Below are 16,859 nucleotides of genomic sequence, written 5' to 3'. Positions count from 1 at the left end.
CCGCAGGCGCGTTGCCGCTTGACTGCGGAGCGCGTCTCATGGAAAGTATCCACCCATACCAATGAATGACGAACCATGCTGACGTTGCCGCTCGAACCGACCGATGACCGCGCCAATCCTGTTTTCAAGGATGCGGCCGGTTGCGAACGATGGCTGGGACAACTGCAACTGACCAATCTGCAACTGGCGCACAGCCAGTTGCTCACCCAGATCAACGAGTTCAACCGCTACCCGACGCGCGGGCTGGAACGGCTCAATTCCCTGGAGCTGCTGCGCGAGACGGTCGGCTACGTACAGGCCGACTATGCCAAGAAACTGATTGCCAAGCCGTTGCCGTTGAGCGACAGCGAGTTGATGGTGTTCGTCGGTATCGTGCAGCTCTGGCAGGCCTTGGTGCTCGGCTACCAGCGCTGCCTGCAGGCCTATATCGCCGGGGACAGGCAACTCGAGGAGCATGGCGCGCTGCTCGGCCAGCGTTGTCTGCTCTACAGCGGTCTGGAGATCTTCGAACACCTGCGCACCGGTTACGAATTCAACACCAAGCTGTGGCATCAGCTGCATGACCTGTATGCCTTTGCCGAACAGCAGGGATTGCACCTGACTGCGGTGGAAGACCCGCTGAACACCGTCCAGCCGCGCAGCAGCTGCCGCAGCGTCTACGTCAAGACGCTGCTCGCCTGCTATGCGCGACCCGCCGAACTGACCCGCGCGCAACTGCAATCGCTCGACCATTGGCTTTCCCTGTGGAGCGACATCGTCACCGTTGAGATCAGCTATACAGCCAGCAAGAATGACGCCCAACCGCTTGCGGTGGATCTGGACAGCGTACAGGGCTTGCAGCCGCTTAAATATGTCACGCACAGCGGCAGTATGCGTTATCTGGCGATGGTGCCATTGAGCAAGCTGCTGCGCGTCAAGACCATCCTGCTGCAGCAGGGCGAGACTCCGCAGAAGGTCGGCCTGGGCAATCATTGCAACAGCAGCGATTGCATCGAGTTCCTGACCTTCCTGCACCAGTGCTGGTGCGAGGATCACAATACCCGCTTCGGCGAACGGCATCCCGTCGCACAACATGCGCTGCTGTGCTACAAGCCGGAAGGGATCTACGCGCATCTGTCCGGGAAGCCGTTCGGGCAGCCCAAGCGTGACAATACGGTCAGCGAGGCGGCGCGGCGCCAGATCGAGACCTATGGCCGGGTGCTGGAAGACAAGAGCGCAAGCAAGGGCTTGCAGGAACTGGGCTTCCCGCTGGAGAACTGGCATATAGAGAACGAAAGTATCCTGGGTGCACGGCTGGTCCGGGAAGACCATTTGGGCGGCAGACTGAATTACAGCCAGTTGGTCGCGCTACGCCCGGACGATGCCGACGCCTTCATGCTCGGCGTAACGGCATGGGTGAATGTCGTACTCACCGGCCAACTGAAGATTGGTGTGCGTTATCTGCCCGGAGTGGTGGCTGCGGTCAGCATCCGGGCAACCGGGATCAATCTCACCGTCTCCGACAAGTATGTTCCGGCCTTCCTGTTGCCCGCCATTACCGCGCTGGGCATCCCGTCCAGCCTGGTCGTCCCGCGCGAATGGTTCCAGCCCAATCGCGTGGTCGAGGTACTGCACCTGAACGGGGAAAAGCAGAACGTCAAGATGGGTTTCAGCGTCGAGCGCGGAATGGACTACGAACGCGTCAGTTTCACGCTGGTATAGGACCCCGTCGATCTTCCCGCGCCTGCGGCACCGGGTGGCTAACCGTTCGCGGCATGCCAGTCGATTCGACTACCGGACGATGCGTTTCCCCGGAAAAACCAGCGAGAACAGGCTGCCCTTGCCCTCCTCGCTGAGGATTTCCAGTCTGGCCTGGTGCCGCATCGCAGTATGCTTGACGATTGCAAGGCCCAGTCCCGTCCCGCCAGTTTCGCGGGAACGGCTGCGATCCACCCGGTAGAAGCGCTCCGTCAGGCGCGGGATGTGCTGGGACGCGATCCCGATGCCGCTGTCCTGCACCGAAAACACCGGCTGGCCGGAGCGCATATGCCAGCGCAGCAGGATCGTGCCACCGTCCGGTGTATAGCGGATCGCGTTGCTGAGCAGGTTGCCGAACGCGCAGCGCAAATCGTTGCGGCTGCCGTGCAACTTCGCCTGACCCGGCATTTCCAATCCGATCTGATGTCGTCCGTTGCTGAGCAATTGGCCGTCGCGGCACACCTCGTCAAGCAGGACGGCCATATCGATATCATCTTCGTGCAGCGGATTCTGCTCGTTCTCGAGCCGCGACAGGGCAAGCAGGTCATCCACCAAACTGTACATGCGGCGCGTCTGCTCGGACATCAGTTGCAGCGCCATCTTCGCCTCGTCCTGACCGAGGTCGCGCATATCCTGCAGGTTTTCGATGAAACCGTTCACCACCGTCAGCGGCGTGCGTAATTCGTGCGAGACGTTGGCGACAAAATCGCGGCGCATGTTCTCGATGCGCTCCAGTTGCGTGATGTCGCTGCTGATCAACAGGTGCTTGTTCCCGCCGTACGGAACCAGCTTGATGGACAGCACCAGCCCCTGGTGGCGAGCCGGCTCCATCACCAGCGGCTCGCTGAAATTCGCTTCATGGAGATAGTCGACGAATTCCGGCTGGCGCACCAGGTAGGTGATGTCCTGCATGTAATCGTGTTCCGCATCCAGCCCGAAATGCTGCTCGGCAAGCGGATTGCACCACTCGATACGGTTCTGGTCGTTGAGGATCGCCACACCCTCCGGCAGCGCGGAGGTCGCCTGCTCGATGTGCTGCAATTCGTAAGCCAGTTCCTGCTTGGTCTGATTGTGCCGCTTGACCATCTTGTAGAGCCGCGAAAATATCTCGTCCCATATCCCGCCATCCGCTTCCGGAATGTTTTCCAGTCGCGCGTCGCTCAGCCAGACGCCCAGCTTGTACAACTGGCGCGCACGGTAGAGCATCACGGCCAGCAATACGGCCAGCATGAACCACAAGGCGGAAACAGCCGAGAATACGCCCCAGATCGGCAGCGCCACCAGCCCGCCGCCCCATACCGGCAAAGTCACCCGCAGCCAATAATCCCGCAAACCAGCCCCCTCAAGTTGTAGAAAAACGGTAGCCGCTTCCGCGCACGGTCTGAACCAGACCGTCCATGCCGGCCGGTTCCAGTGCCGCACGCAAGCGGCGGATATGCACATCCACCGTGCGTTCCTCGACGAAGACCTGCGTGCCCCACACCTGATCCAGCAACTGTGCACGACTATACACGCGCTCGGTATGGGTCATGAAGAAATGCAGCAACCGGAATTCCGTCGGTCCCAGATCGATGGTTGCCTCACGCGCCGTCACTCGATGCGAAGCGGGCGACAGTTCCAACCCGCCGACCGCGACCGTCTCGTCCGGCATCTGCGGAACATGGCGACGCAACACGGCGCGGATCCGCGCCATCAGTTCTCGCGGCGAGAACGGCTTGGTGATGTAATCGTCCGCCCCCGCTTCCAGCCCCATTATCTTGTCCCGTTCATCCCCGCGCGCAGTCAGCATGATGATCGGGATGTCCCGGGTACGTGCCTCGGCGCGCAACTGCTTGGCCAACAGGATGCCACTGGTATTCGGCAGCATCCAGTCCAGCAGGATCAGGTCCGGCATTCCGTTGTGGATCTGCCGCCACGCGCTTTCGGCATCTTCGGCGCGCAACGCATGGAATCCAGCCTGCTTTACGTTGAACGCCAGCAACTCCTGGATCGCCGGCTCATCTTCCACGATCAAAATCTTCGCGCTCATCTGTAATCCTTGGTCATCAATCAGGATTGCAATGGTATGAAGTATTTATGACGGGAAGATGACATCCGTCAGGACCCGGAATCCGGGGAAGGTTTCCCGCGCAACAGATCAGGCAGCAACGAACCCGCCACCATGCCGACGACGCTCATCAGAAAGCCGGCGAACTGCGGCGGAAGATCGGCCTCCGGCGCGATGAACTCCAGCGGCAGCCAGGTCGCCAGCCCCAGCCCGATCGCCCAGTATGCGCCCATCCTGGTGGCGCGCTTCCAGTACAGCCCTGCCACCAGCGGCGTGAAGGCGAGCACCAGTGTCACCTTGTAGGCATTCTCCACCATCTGGTGGATGCCGGTCTCCTGATCCAGCGCCCACAGGGCGTACAGCGTCACGCACACCGAGAAGATACCGACCACCCAGCGTGTCATCACCAGCATCTTGTGGTCGGACAGGTTCTTGCGCGTGAGCCAGCCCTTGAGCACGTTCTCGGACAGCATGACCGAGGGCGCCAGCAGCGTACCCGACGCGGTGGACATGATGACCGACAGCAGCGCGCCGTAGAAGATCACTTGGGCAAATAGCGGCAGGTGTGCCTTGACCAGTTCCGGCAACAGCTTCTGGCTGTCCTCGGCGAGCCACTGCGCGACCAGAGCCGGGTCGATCAGGTTGGCCGAGTAGGCCATGAACAAAGGCACTGCGGCGAACAGAAAATAGGCCACGCCGCCCAGCACCGTGCCCCACACCGCGACGTTCTCGTTCTTTGCTGTATTGGCACGCTGGAACACGTCCTGCTGCGGGATAGAGCCGAAACCCATGGTCAGCAGCCCCGAAATGAAGGCAACCATGGCCACCGCGTTCATCTCGGGCCAGAAGTGGAACTTGTTGTTCGCCACCGCATGCTCGATCACCGGTGTGACCCCGCCGGTCATGCCGGCCAGCAACACCGAGATGTAGACCAGACCGATGACGATGACGATCATCTGCACGAAGGTAGTGAGTGCGACCGACCACATGCCGCCGTACAGGGTGTACATCAACACCACGGCAGCGCCGATGAGGATGCCCTGCGCCTGGGTGATCTGGCCGTCGGACAGCACGTTGAACACCAGCCCCAGCGCGGTGACCTGCGCCGACACCCAGCCCAGATAGGACAACGCAATTGCGATACCGGTGATGACCTCGACCTTGTGCCCGAAACGCTGGCGATAGAAATCGCCGATGGTGAGCAGGTTCATGCGGTACAGCTTGCGCGCGAAGAACAGACCGAACAGGATCAGACACAGCGATGCACCGAACGGGTCGGAGATCAGACCTCCCAGATCCTCCTCCATGAAAGTAGCCGGAATACCGAGTACGGTCTCGGCGCCGAACCAGGTGGCGAACACCATGGCCAATACGATGTACATCGGCAGGGAACGCCCGGCGGTGATGTAGTCACGCGCGTTGTGCACACGGGTCGCGGCATACATGCCGATACCGATAGAAAGAACCAGATACAGGAAGACAAAACCAACCAGCATGATGGACACCCGCTCGAAATCAGAACGGCACGGATTTTAACAGTCTTGCAGGATTTGCGTGAAAACGCGCTTGACAGACACCTGCCGATATCACGCTACTTTTGTTCGGCGAACTCTTTAAGATCCTTGTTCAGGAAGAAGGCAATGACGGTACGGATGATGACGATCCCGCCGAGAATGGCAAGCGATTCCCAACTGGGGATGATGATGGTCTGGATGATGTCGCCAGCCAGGAAAAAATCGAGACCCAGCGCAATCTTCTCGCCGATGGCGAGGCGGATGTGGCTGATCGGAACGGGCTCGGACGCCTTGTCCAGCAACGACCGGAATCGCGCCAGCAGCTTGACCACCCCTTCGACCACGCCCCACATCACGATGGCGATGCCGAGCGCTTCGGTCCAGGGAACGATCAGGGCGACCAGCTCAACCAGAAACTCGTGCATGGCCGTCCCCGTCGTGTTTTACGATGCGCCTACAGTTCCTTGGCGTGATTGGCCAGGTACTTCGCCACGCCGTCCGGCGAAGCATTCATGCCGGCCTTGCCTTTGCTCCAGCCTGCCGGGCAAACCTCGCCGTGCTCTTCGGTGAACTGCAACGCGTCAATCATGCGCAGCATCTCGTCGATGTTGCGGCCCAGCGGCAGGTCGTTCACCACCTGGTGGCGCACCACGCCGGCGCGGTCGATCAGGAACGAGCCGCGGTAGGCAACGCCGCCTTCGGCTTCCACATCGTAAGCCTTGCAGATCTCGTGCTTGATATCGGCAACCAGCGGATATTTCACCTGGCCGATCCCGCCCTTGTCGATCGCGGTGTTCTTCCACGCAAGGTGGGTGAAGTGCGAATCGATGGACACGCCGATCACTTCGACATTGCGCTTCTTGAACTCGTCCAGACGGTGGTCGAAGGCGATGATCTCGGAAGGACAGACGAAAGTGAAGTCCAGTGGATAGAAATACACCACGGCATATTTGCCGGAGATGTGCTTTTTCAGATTGAAGGTCTCGTTGATCTCGTTGTTGCCCATCACGGCAACAGCATTGAAATCGGGTGCGGACTTGCCGACAAGAACTGCCATGTTGATCTCCTGATGATTGGTTGTATTCGAGTAGCGCAATTTAGGCTATTTGCCATTGCCGCGTCAACCTTCCACGGCATAAGGTCTTACGCCCCGGTGACGGCGGCGAATTGGATGCGATGCAGTTGCGCATACACACCATCCTTGCCCAGCAATTCCGCATGTGTGCCGATCTCGACGATCCTGCCTTTTTGCAGGACGACGATGCGATCCGCCTTTTCGATGGTGGACAGGCGGTGCGCAATGACCAGCGTAGTGCGCCCCTGCATCAGGGTTTCCAGCGCGGCCTGCACATGGCGTTCGGATTCGCTGTCCAGCGCCGAAGTAGCCTCGTCCAGGATCAGGATCGGCGCGTTCTTCAGGAGGGCGCGCGCAATGGCGATGCGCTGGCGCTGTCCGCCGGACAGCTTGATGCCGCGTTCACCGACCAGTGTATTCAGCCCTTCCGGCCATTCGCGGATGAATTCCATCGCATGCGCGGCGGTCGCGGCGGCAACGACCTCCTCTTCGGAAACCTCGCGCATCTGGCCGTAGGCGATGTTTGCGGTAACCGTGTCGTTGAACAGCACCACCTCCTGGCTGACCAGCGCGATGTTGGCGCGCAGGCTGCCCAGCGTCAGTTCGCCGAGATCATGGCCGTCCAGCAGGATCGCCCCCCGGGTCGGGGAATAGAAGCGCGGCACCAGATTGGCCAGTGTGGTCTTGCCGCTGCCGGATGCGCCGACCAGCGCAATATTCTCTCCGGCGCGAATGTGCAGGTTGATATCCTGCAACGCATATCGTCCATCCTGCTCATAACCGAACTGGACATCCCTGAATTGGAGCTCTCCGAGCGCGCGACCGATCGCTAACGTGCCACTGTCTGTCTCACCGTCGGTATCGAGCAGTGCAAACACGCTTTCCGCTGCCGCCAGTCCGCGTTGCAGGTATTCGCTGACACCGGTCAGCCGCTTGAGCGGCGCGGTCAGCATCAGCATCGCCATGATGAACGAAACGAACCCTCCCACCGTGGTCTCGTCGGCCTGCGATTGCAGCGTAGCGAGGTAAACGATCACCGCCAGCGCCAGCGCCGCGACCATCTGCACGATGGGCACGTTCGCCGCCGCCGCCGCCGCCTGTTTCATGGCATAGCGGCGCACCCAGTTGGCCTGCTCGTTGAAACGCATGCGCTCATATTGCTGGCCGCCGAACAGCTTGACCACCTTGTGCGCACTGACACTCTCCTCGATCACCTGGGTGACATCGCCCATCGCCTGCTGCGCATCGCGGCTACTGGTACGCATGCGCTTGCTGATGGTGCTGATGATGAAAGCGATGACCGGCGCCATCAGCAGCGTCAGCAGCGTCAGCTTCCAGTTGAGATAGAACAGCCAGCCCAGCAGACCGACGATCACGATGCTGTCACGGACCGCGATGGTCACCACTGTGGTTGCGGCACTGGTTACCTGGGTTACATCGAAGGTCAGCTTGGAGATCAACAGACCGGTGGCATGATCGTCGTAATAGCGGGTCGGCAAGCTGAGCAGCTTGGCGAACATCTCGTTGCGCAGATCCATCACCAGTTTGTTGCCGACCCAGTTGATCGCATAGGTGCCGACGAACGTCGCGATGCCGCGCACCAGAAAAATCAGGATGATGATCGCCGGCACCATGCGCATCATTGCCTGATCCTTATGCACGAAGGTGCCATCCAGCATCGGCTTCATCAGCGCGGGCACCAGCGGTTCGGTGACGGCGACGACGACCATGCCGAGCAGCGAAAGTGCAAAAGCACGCCAATATGGCCTGACGTAGCCGAGCAGACGTGAATAGAGCTGGTAAGAAGTCATGTACGCCTTCTCACCGCGCAACGCAGGTTATGCGCGCTGCGAACGGCGAAGCGATGACTGTGCGACAACGACATGCAACAGCACGGCCGCAGCCAGATACAGGAACGCGCCTTGCAGATACTGCATGAAGTACCGGGTTATATGCATGGCGTACTGCGTCACGCCCATGTCAGCGAAATAATCGGAGAAGAAATAGAAACTGAAATTCGAGATCAGGAAGGCGGCACAGACGGCTGCGAATGCGATACCCGAAAACTCGCCCAATCCGCGCAACGAGAAGCGATAACGCGCCGCGCAAAAACGACCGCCGAGCCATAGTGTGAAGTAGGTCGGGATCAGAAACCAGTACGCCGGGGAGAAGCACCAACCGCTGACGCCGCCGAAGTTGATCGCCAGATAATCGGCCGCGCCCGCCTCGATCAGCAATACCGGAAATGCCCAGCGCGGCAAATAAAATCCCGCCAAAAGGAAAATCGCCAGCGAAGCATCCGGCAGATGCAGCATGGAACCGAAATGATGGTCGCGCGTCGCCGCCATCAGGACGGCCAGCGCAGCGAAGATCGCCATGTCTTTTACTTGATTGTTGTTCATTTCACCACCTGTTGTGAGTGCTTGTTTCATTTCCGTTAACAGTACACCAAGCCACGCAAAAAGCAAAGGCTGACGAAGGCCGGCCCTTGCCATCGCATGAAAATTTTATTGCCGGTAGTTCACCCCGACGAACAGTGTGCGTCCCAGCGTATTGTAACCATGCGCCAGCATGTAATCCCTGTTGAACAGGTTGTCCACGCGCAACGACAGATCGAATTGCTTGCCCAGCGCATATCTTGCCGTGATATCCGCCACATCGTATGCTGCCAGCGTCGTCCGCGCGAAGGTGTTGATATCGATATCGGCACGCGCTCCGCTATGCCGCCACTCTCCGCCGACGCTCCATGAGCCGATCCGTTGCATGATCCCGATGCTGGCGAATGATCTTGCGCGGCGCAAGAGTGCCTGGCCGGTCGCAGCATCGCGCGGGTTCTGCAGTGTCAACGACATTTTCGCATCCGTGTTGCCGAATTGCCCGGCATATTCCATTTCGATGCCGTCTATGCGCGCCTTGCCGAGATTGATCATGGTGCTGGCAGGCAGGTTGTTGTTGACGATCAGGTCGTTGATACGGTTATCGAAATATACGATATCCGCACGTTGCCCGTCCGCCGTGTAGTGCAGGCCCAGTTCATTGTTGCGCGAACGTTCGGGTTTCAGGTTCGGGTTGCCCACATAGGAGAATCCGAAGCCGTAATTGACGAACGGATAGAACAGATCGTTCAGCGTGGGCGCCTTGAATGCCGTGCCCGTACTGGCCGTGATACGCCATGCATCATTCAGGTCGTAGCCGTAACCCAGCAACGCCGTATCCGCCTTGCCAAAATCCGAGTAGCGGTCTCGGCGCAGGTTGAGCTGCAGCTGATGTGCGCCATAAATACCGGTATAACCCGCAAACACGCTGTCGTCGGTGCGCCGAGTACGCGTAAAAGCCGTGCTGCTCGATACGCGCTGCTTCAATTGCTCCACGCCGACGTTCAGCACGTTGTGCGCTCCCAGTTGCAGCATGTTCTGCCAGGCAATCTGGTCGCTGACGGTCTTGAACTGCGCACCCAGTGCAATGTCCGGCACGCCATTCAGGAAATTCTGCGTATCGTCCACCCCTTGCGATAATTGCAGCCTGCTCTGCCAGATGTCGCCGAAATGGTTTTCCATGGTCAACGCCATCTTCCGGACATTGGCCTGGCTCTCGTTCACATCGGTTCGCAAGCCGAAAGAATTATCCGTTTGGCTATTTGCGCTGCTATCGAACAACGAAAACGACAGGCTGTGATCGGCGCCGAAGCTCTGACGTACGCTGGCAGAAAAACTGGCGTTGCGATAACCGTCCCGATCCGGATTCACTGTCGGCACCATGGTCGGTTTGACGGATGAGACACCCTCTGTCTTGAAACCGGACACTTGAACACCAAACGAGGTCTCGCCCGCCTCACCACCGAATCCAGCCGATATGCGTTGCGTATTGCGTGATCCGGCTTCTGCGCCAACATTGAATGCCGGTGCGCCTTTGCCGCGCCGGGTGAATACCTGTATCACCCCACCGATGCCTTCCGAGCCATACAGGCTGCTGATATTGCCGCGCACGACCTCAATGCGCTCGATCTGATCCAGCATCAACTGGTCTATCGCGGTCATTCCGGAAGTGGCCGAACCGACCCGTACGCCATCCAGCAACACCAGTGCATGGCTGGAGTTGGTGCCGCGCATGAATAGGCTGCTCTGTTTGCCGATGCCGCCGCTCTGGTATACCTCCACGCCCGCGAGCCCCTTCAGCAGCGTCGGCACGTCTGCCGCTTGTGACGCCAGAATTTCCTTGCGACTGATTACGGTGGTGTGTACAAGTGATCGATCGAGCGGCTGCGCCACGCGTGTGGCGGTAACGACCACCTCGTCCAGCGCATCCATTTCCGCGTACGCAAAGGAAGTGACCGCACACAACAGTACGGCGATGAGTTGCTTGTGTTTCATGATGGAATTTCCCCGGTAAGTTCCGAGCGTCCCCGCTGGAACATCAAAAACACAGGAAATGTCGTGAAGCAGGAGGGGGATTAAAGATGAAGTCCAATATGAAAAACATCCATGCGCCTCCCGCAGCATTTCCTGAACCTTGCCCAAGGCCGGTATCCGGGCTCGCAAGTCTTGATCGGCCGCCTTCCCATGATCACTCACAGTGGCACACTGGCAAATCCACACTCGCTTACCGTTGCGGGGGCAGCACAGGTTTCGGAACTTCCTCACCTGTTTCCCGTTTAACTCGTCTGCATGCAGACAAGCACCTCGAAGCGGAGCGGACTTTAACACCCTTTCTCCCACCCCACAAAATATCATTTGTACAAAGTGCATGCATAAGCCCGGCTTACCATTTGACTTTTCAGCATTTTCCAAACTATAGTCAACATATGGAAAATGAACTGAACGCACTGGAGGGCAAACTTGCGCAACTGATCCAGGTCAGCAGCAAGCTACGTACGGAAAATCTCCGTTTGCGTCAGGAACTGGCTCACGCCCTCAGCGGCCATCGTCAATGCAGCGACAAAATGGCCATCGCAAAGACCCGTCTGGAGAAATTGCTGGACACCTTACCCGAAGAACATTCATGAGCAGCGAGATTAAAACCCTGGATATCAAGCTGCTCGACCGCGAACTGCGTGTCGCCTGCCCTGAAGAAGAGCGCGGCGAACTGCTGGATGCCGTTGCCTATCTGGACAAGAAAATGCGCGAGATTCGCGACGCGGGAAAGATCGCCAGCATCGAGCGCATCGCCCTGATGGCCGCCCTTAACATCACTCACGAACTGCTCACCATGAAAGTCGGGCGCGGGTTTGACCTTGCAGACTTTAAGCGTAGAATGGACTCCATGCAGGCAGCGATTGACACGGCACTGGCCGAGCAGGATACGCTGTTCTAGTTTCAAGCGTTGTCCCCTGCAGTGTCCGACAGATCCATAGATTCTTTGAACCAATAAGCAATGCTTAAGGTCGCGACCCTTGATGTCACTGTTGTGAATGTCCCCATTGGATGTACCGGCGGATATACCTGATGTGACTGGCGAGCGGCCCTCTTGAACCCAGGTTCAAGATGCTGGATCACCGGCACAGGCGGGGGATTTTATTACCAGTGCGACCTTGGTCATTTCGGGTCGCACTTTCTTTTGCGAGCGAAGAATCATGCGCTACTGGCTGATGAAATCCGAACCTTCCGATTGCAGCATCGACGACCTTGCCACGCTTCCCGGTCAAAGTGTGCCTTGGTACGGGGTGCGCAACTATCAGGCGCGCAATTTCATGCGCCACCAGATGAGCGTCGGCGATGGCGTGTTGTTCTATCATTCCAACTGTCCCGTGCCCGGTATCGCCGGGATTGCGCGTGTGGCCAGCGCCCCTTATCCCGATGCCACGCAATTCGACCGCAACAGCAAATACTTCGACCCCAAGGCGACGCCCGAAACTCCGCGCTGGTTCAATGTGGACGTACAACTGGTCAGGAAAATCAGACTGATCCCCCTGTCGGAACTGCGTACACAGCCACAACTTGAAAATATGCGCATCCTGCAACGCGGCAACCGCCTGTCCATTACGCCGCTCGACCCGGCGGAATGGCAGTTCATCGTAAGCCATCTTGCCCGATGACCGGTTATGAGTGGCCGCTCGCCTATCTCGCGCTCGGCGCCATCGTCGGCTGGCTGGGCGGGTTGTTCGGCATTGGCGGTGGCTTGATCCTGGTTCCCGCATTGCTGCTTTCGTTCGAAATGCAGCATTTTTCCGGCCCCAACCTGCTGCATCTGGCTCTCGGCACCTCGATGGCGACCATCCTGTTCACCTCGCTCGCAAGCATGCGCAAGCATCACCATCACGGCGCAGTAGACTGGCGCACGGTACGTACCATCGCGCCCGGGATCCTGATCGGCACCACGCTGGGCACCGTATTCGCGGCCAGTGTCTCGCAGTACTTTCTGGTCGTTTTCTTTGCGCTGTTCGTCTACTTCGCCGCCACGCAAATCCTGCTCGACATCCGCCCGCATCCGGCGCGTCAATTACCCGGCATGGCAGGCATGACGCTATTTGGCGGATTGACTGGAAGCTTGAGCAGTCTGGTCTCCATAGGAGGGGGCACCTTTGTTGTGCCGTTCCTGGTCTGGTGCAACATACCCCTGCGCCGTGCCATCGGCACCTCTGCCGCCGTGGGATTCCCTGTCGCGCTGGGCGGCACGGCAGGCTACATCGCCACCGGCTGGACCGGCACAGGCCTGCCCGACTTGCATCTGGGTTATGTCTACCTGCCCGCCCTGCTGTGGATCGCGCTCGCCAGCATTGTCACTGCACCGCTCGGCGCAAGAGCCGCTCACCTCATGAACGTGGGATTGCTGCGCAAACTGTTCGCCGTACTGTTGATGGCGGCAGCGACCAGAATGTTGCTGAAAGTTATCGCCTGACCGCAATACCCGCTTCGCGATCCAGTTCGCCGCTCTTGAGTTTTACCTGATACTCATCCAGTGCGCGCCTCACTTTTCCGCTCAACACATACAGCCCGATCAGGTTGGGGAAGGCCATCGCCAATACCAGCAAATCGGTGAAATCCAGCAGGCTCGATGCGCTGGCAACCGATGCGATGATGACGAAACCGATAAAGATCACTTTGTACAGGATGGAAAACCGTTCGCCGAACACATACACCCAGCAGCGCTCACCATAATACGACCAGGAAATGGCAGTGCTGTATGCAAACAGGAAAACTGAAAGTGCCAGGATCGCCGGGAACCAGTCCGAAACCGTCGCAAAAGCAGCCGAGGTCAGTGTTGCTCCCTGACTGGCAGCGCGAATCGCCTCATATTCCGGTGCGCTATAAACTCCTGTGATGACGATCACCAGTGCCGTCATGGTGCAGATGATGACGGTATCAATGAATGGCTCATACAGTGCTACCAGTCCCTGTCTTATCGGATACTTGACCGAGGCCGCCGAGTGCGCGATTGCTGCCGAACCGAGCCCCGCCTCGCTGGAAAACGCAGCCCGTTTGAAGCCCTGCACGACCGCGCCGACCATGCCGCCCGCGACCGCGACCGGCGAGAACGCCTCGAAAAATATCTTGCCCAGCGCATCCGGTATCAGGGCGGCGTTGTTCCCGATGATCCACAGGCAGGCGCTGACATAGATGATGACCATGATCGGCACAACCGCCTCCGCCACATGTGCAATGCGACGCACACCGCCGATGATGACCAGCCCGACAGCGACCGCCATGAACAAGCCGTAGGCAATCGGGGTTTCCTGAAAGAAGGGAATCTGGGACTGCACCGCCCCCAGTGATTGGCTCACCTGGAACGCGCTACCCGCACCGAAGGAACCCAGGATTGTGAAGATGGCAAACATGATGGCCAGCGACTTGCCCAGCTTCGGCGCGCCTTTTTCCGCCAACCCCTTGGAAAGATACTCCATCGCACCGCCCATCAATTTACCGTCCGGACGCACCTCTCGGTACATCTGCGCCAGCGACGCTTCGGTGAATTTGGTGCTCATGCCAAGGAAACCGGCGACAATCATCCAGAAGGTCGCGCCCGGCCCGCCGATCGAGATGGCGATCGCCACACCCGCGATATTCCCCAGGCCGACCGTGGCCGAAAGCGCGGTAGACAAAGCCTGGAAGGAAGTAACCTCGCCCTGATCGTCGGCAGTGCGGTATTTGCCGCGTATCACACGATACGCATGGCGCATCATGCGCAGATTGACGAAATTGAAGCGTAGCGTCAGGAACACGGCAGCCACGATCAGCCATGCCACGATGAATGGCATTGACGGCTCGCCGGGAAATATATCGAAGAATATGATCTGCGCCAGGAACCCGTTGATCGATTCGAAAATACCGTCCAGTGTCGCTTCGGCCGCATAAGCCTGAACCGGCACCCCTGACAGTCCTAGCCACACAATAATCTGTCTTATTTCCATCCTGCCCCCTTGTTCGATTGCCAGATTAAAACCCGAATTGGAGCAATGACTCAAGTCCAGAAGAAAACTCATCAATCTTGCAACCAATAAAAAAGGCCGGCTTGCGCCGGCCTTTTCAACAAACAACCGCTGATTACAGACCCTTGATGAAGTCGATGATCTCCTTCATGTCGGCATCGCTGACCTTCGGATTGGCCGGCATCGGCATAGAACCCCATGCGCCAGAACCACCCTTCTTGATCTTGGTGGCAACCTTGTCCCAAGCCGCGGCATCGCCCTTGTACTTGTCAGCAACAGCTTTCCAAGCCGGGCCAACCACCTTCTTGTCCACAGCGTGGCAAGCAGTACAGTTGCTCTTCTTCGCGACGGCCGGCATGTCGGTTGCCATTGCGCTACCTGCAACCATCAAACCTGCTGCTACTGCCATGCTTACGATAATAGATTTCATGTGCTCTCCGTTTCTCGATTGAAATGTCATAAACAATACGAAGGTTTCTGCCTTCGCTACCGATTCTAAACAACTCCGTCCACTTTGCAAACCAACTTTTTTGCGGTTGCAGGATAGTAACGCCGCCCCCCCCTTTACGGTTGACAACCTATCTACAGGGATAGCACGAATCCTGCCAGGATCTTGCGCTCAGCCTCGCTGATTCGCGGATAAGAGGGCATCACCACGCTACCCCAGGCCCCGCTACCGCCCTTGGCGATCTTGTTCATCAGCATGGCTTCGGCATCACTGTTGGCGCGGTACTTGGCCGCCACATCCCTCCATGCAGGGCCGACCAGTTTCCTGTCAATCGCATGACATACCAAACAGTTATTATTTTTCGCCAACCGCATGGCATCTTCTTCTGATACCGCACTACCCACCTTGACCTCTGGCTTGGCCGCCACAGCCGGTACAACAGCAGCGGGCACGACCTTTTCTGCAACAACAGGGCTGCTTGCTTTATCCCCGGTCTCTGCCGCGCGCTTGCTTCTTAACTCGGGCTGGGCCGCTTTCTCAACGACAGCCGCCGCGACTGCTTCCTGAGCAGGCGCAATTTCGACGGCAGTCACAGCGGATGCCGGAACGATAACAGGCATAGGCACCGAGGATTGTTGTGCAGGGGTTTCTGGTTGGCAGGCCGACAATGCGAACAACAAGGTTATCAATAACGCTTTCTCGCGCATGACGAACTCCTGATGATTAAAACTAAACAGACTCGGCACGGTATTCGACGATCAGGGTATGGCGCGAGCCTGCCGCGACCGTGACCAGATTGTCCAACGCATTCGCCGACTCCACGCACACCATCTCGCGCCAGCCGTCCGGTTGCCCCATGTCGCCCATTTTGTTGGCTTTTTCAACCCACGGCGTCCAGACCACCGTGGACAGGCTGCCGGATTTTGCGATGGAAATGCGACGCTTCAGTTTGTCGTCCTCGATCACGCACTCTGCCGCCGTATTGATGTAAACGCGGTCGACCTCGCCCGAAAAACCGATCTTGCTCTCCTGTTTGCGCAGGTTGCTGCCGCCCACCTTGTCCCAGTAATCACAACCTTCAAGACCCGTCACGCGTGCCACACCGATGTCACCGATCTGCAAATAGGTATGCAACGCCTCGCCGATTACGAAGTCTTCTGTGCCGGTATTCTCGGTAGTCATCTCCATGCGCAGCGCCTCGCCGACCACCACAGTCAGATCGAGGTTGCAGGCATGCGGCCACTGCGCACGCGTCTTGTCGCTGGCGATCAGGCGCAACGTCAGCCGAGTCGCGCCATTCGGCTCGGCGCCGGACTCAATCACCCGCCATGGCACGGTGCGTGCAAAACCGTGGCCGGGGAAGCCCGCCTCGGAAGCATGTGCACCGAACCACGGCCAGCAGACCGGTGCGCCACCGCGTATCGACTTGCCCGCAGCCAGCTTTGCATCGCGCGACAACCACACGACCGGAACAGACTGACTCTTCGGCTGCCAAGTCATCAGGTGCGCGCCTTGCAGGCACAGTGATGCGCTGCCCAGCGCGTTATTGATCTCGGCAATCACCAACCCGCTGGCATCTTCGCGAAAACTCAGTTGTCCCTTGATGCCGAATTGCGTATTCAATACTGCTGCACTCATGATCTTCTCCCATATTATCAATAACCTGCCGTCGGGCA

The 16,859-nt window shown here is 58.5% G+C and carries 17 protein-coding genes, 1 other RNA gene and 1 riboswitch; of the genes, 6 read left to right on the top strand and 12 right to left on the bottom strand.

Annotated elements, in window-relative coordinates; all coding sequences use genetic code 11:
* Window positions 1–75 precede the first annotated feature (75 nt).
* A complete protein-coding gene (locus tag IPM27_09155; GenBank protein MBK9161717.1) occupies window positions 76–1,701 on the top strand; it encodes a hypothetical protein in 1,626 nt (541 codons plus the stop codon).
* A gap of 69 nt (window positions 1,702–1,770) precedes the next feature.
* On the opposite strand, the gene phoR is transcribed toward IPM27_09155, so the two are convergent.
* From phoR to IPM27_09115, 8 genes are all read right to left on the bottom strand, one after another.
* Window positions 1,771–3,069 carry a phosphate regulon sensor histidine kinase PhoR gene (gene phoR, locus IPM27_09150; protein MBK9161716.1) on the bottom strand — a complete coding sequence of 433 codons (1,299 nt, stop codon included), beginning with the start codon at window positions 3,067–3,069 and terminating at the stop codon, window positions 1,771–1,773.
* Window positions 3,070–3,079: 10 nt separating this feature from the next.
* The gene (gene phoB / locus IPM27_09145) at window positions 3,080–3,766 is read right to left on the bottom strand and encodes a phosphate regulon transcriptional regulator PhoB (GenBank protein MBK9161715.1); all 687 of its coding nucleotides are present in this window, start codon (window positions 3,764–3,766) and stop codon (window positions 3,080–3,082) included.
* A gap of 68 nt (window positions 3,767–3,834) precedes the next feature.
* Window positions 3,835–5,280, bottom strand: a complete 1,446-nt coding sequence (locus IPM27_09140) for a sodium:solute symporter family protein (protein MBK9161714.1) — start codon at window positions 5,278–5,280, stop codon at window positions 3,835–3,837.
* A gap of 95 nt (window positions 5,281–5,375) precedes the next feature.
* Window positions 5,376–5,723, bottom strand: coding sequence for a DUF1622 domain-containing protein (locus IPM27_09135; protein ID MBK9161713.1), 348 nt, complete (start codon window positions 5,721–5,723; stop codon window positions 5,376–5,378).
* Window positions 5,724–5,752: 29 nt separating this feature from the next.
* Window positions 5,753–6,355 carry a peroxiredoxin gene (locus tag IPM27_09130; GenBank protein MBK9161712.1) on the bottom strand — a complete coding sequence of 201 codons (603 nt, stop codon included), beginning with the start codon at window positions 6,353–6,355 and terminating at the stop codon, window positions 5,753–5,755.
* 86 nt (window positions 6,356–6,441) lie between these two features.
* On the bottom strand, window positions 6,442–8,184 hold the full coding sequence (gene msbA / locus IPM27_09125) for a lipid A export permease/ATP-binding protein MsbA (GenBank protein ID MBK9161711.1): 1,743 nt from the start codon (window positions 8,182–8,184) through the stop codon (window positions 6,442–6,444).
* A gap of 27 nt (window positions 8,185–8,211) precedes the next feature.
* A complete protein-coding gene (locus IPM27_09120) occupies window positions 8,212–8,775 on the bottom strand; it encodes a hypothetical protein (GenBank protein MBK9161710.1) in 564 nt (187 codons plus the stop codon).
* Between the two features lie 105 nt (window positions 8,776–8,880).
* Window positions 8,881–10,743 (bottom strand): TonB-dependent receptor, encoded by a 1,863-nt coding sequence (locus IPM27_09115; GenBank protein ID MBK9161709.1) that lies wholly within the window; start codon window positions 10,741–10,743, stop codon window positions 8,881–8,883.
* Window positions 10,744–10,872: 129 nt separating this feature from the next.
* A riboswitch (cobalamin riboswitch) is annotated at window positions 10,873–11,070 on the bottom strand.
* 104 nt (window positions 11,071–11,174) lie between these two features.
* On the opposite strand from IPM27_09115, the gene IPM27_09110 reads away from it, so the two are divergent.
* The 5 genes from IPM27_09110 (at window position 11,175) to IPM27_09090 (ending at window position 13,207) form a co-directional block, all read left to right on the top strand.
* Window positions 11,175–11,375, top strand: coding sequence for a hypothetical protein (locus IPM27_09110; protein MBK9161708.1), 201 nt, complete (start codon window positions 11,175–11,177; stop codon window positions 11,373–11,375).
* Window positions 11,372–11,683, top strand: coding sequence for a cell division protein ZapA (locus tag IPM27_09105; protein MBK9161707.1), 312 nt, complete (start codon window positions 11,372–11,374; stop codon window positions 11,681–11,683). Before IPM27_09110 ends, IPM27_09105 begins: the two co-directional genes overlap by 4 nt.
* A 10-nt stretch (window positions 11,684–11,693) precedes the next feature.
* Window positions 11,694–11,884: non-coding RNA, 6S RNA (ssrS, locus tag IPM27_09100), on the top strand.
* Window positions 11,885–11,942: 58 nt separating this feature from the next.
* Window positions 11,943–12,404 carry an EVE domain-containing protein gene (locus IPM27_09095; GenBank protein ID MBK9161706.1) on the top strand — a complete coding sequence of 154 codons (462 nt, stop codon included), beginning with the start codon at window positions 11,943–11,945 and terminating at the stop codon, window positions 12,402–12,404.
* Entirely contained in the window at window positions 12,401–13,207 is an 807-nt protein-coding gene (locus tag IPM27_09090; protein MBK9161705.1) for a sulfite exporter TauE/SafE family protein, read from the top strand. Before IPM27_09095 ends, IPM27_09090 begins: the two co-directional genes overlap by 4 nt.
* On the opposite strand, the gene IPM27_09085 is transcribed toward IPM27_09090, so the two are convergent.
* The 4 genes from IPM27_09085 to IPM27_09070 form a co-directional block, all read right to left on the bottom strand.
* Complete coding sequence (locus IPM27_09085) at window positions 13,197–14,717, bottom strand: alanine:cation symporter family protein (GenBank protein ID MBK9161704.1); 1,521 nt, start codon at window positions 14,715–14,717, stop codon at window positions 13,197–13,199. The two genes, IPM27_09090 and IPM27_09085, sit on opposite strands and share 11 nt — an antisense overlap.
* Window positions 14,718–14,850: 133 nt before the next feature.
* Window positions 14,851–15,165, bottom strand: coding sequence for a c-type cytochrome (locus IPM27_09080; protein MBK9161703.1), 315 nt, complete (start codon window positions 15,163–15,165; stop codon window positions 14,851–14,853).
* A gap of 152 nt (window positions 15,166–15,317) precedes the next feature.
* Entirely contained in the window at window positions 15,318–15,611 is a 294-nt protein-coding gene (locus tag IPM27_09075) for a c-type cytochrome (GenBank protein MBK9161702.1), read from the bottom strand.
* A 301-nt stretch (window positions 15,612–15,912) separates the two neighbouring features.
* Complete coding sequence (locus tag IPM27_09070; protein ID MBK9161701.1) at window positions 15,913–16,821, bottom strand: D-hexose-6-phosphate mutarotase; 909 nt, start codon at window positions 16,819–16,821, stop codon at window positions 15,913–15,915.
* Window positions 16,822–16,859 lie beyond the last annotated feature (38 nt).

The sequence above is a fragment of the Nitrosomonadales bacterium genome (assembly GCA_016716325.1).
In the GTDB taxonomy this organism is placed as follows: Bacteria; Pseudomonadota; Gammaproteobacteria; order Burkholderiales; family Gallionellaceae; genus Gallionella.
The sequence above is the reverse complement of the archived record's forward strand: the minus strand, read 5'-3'. Positions and strand labels throughout refer to the sequence as shown.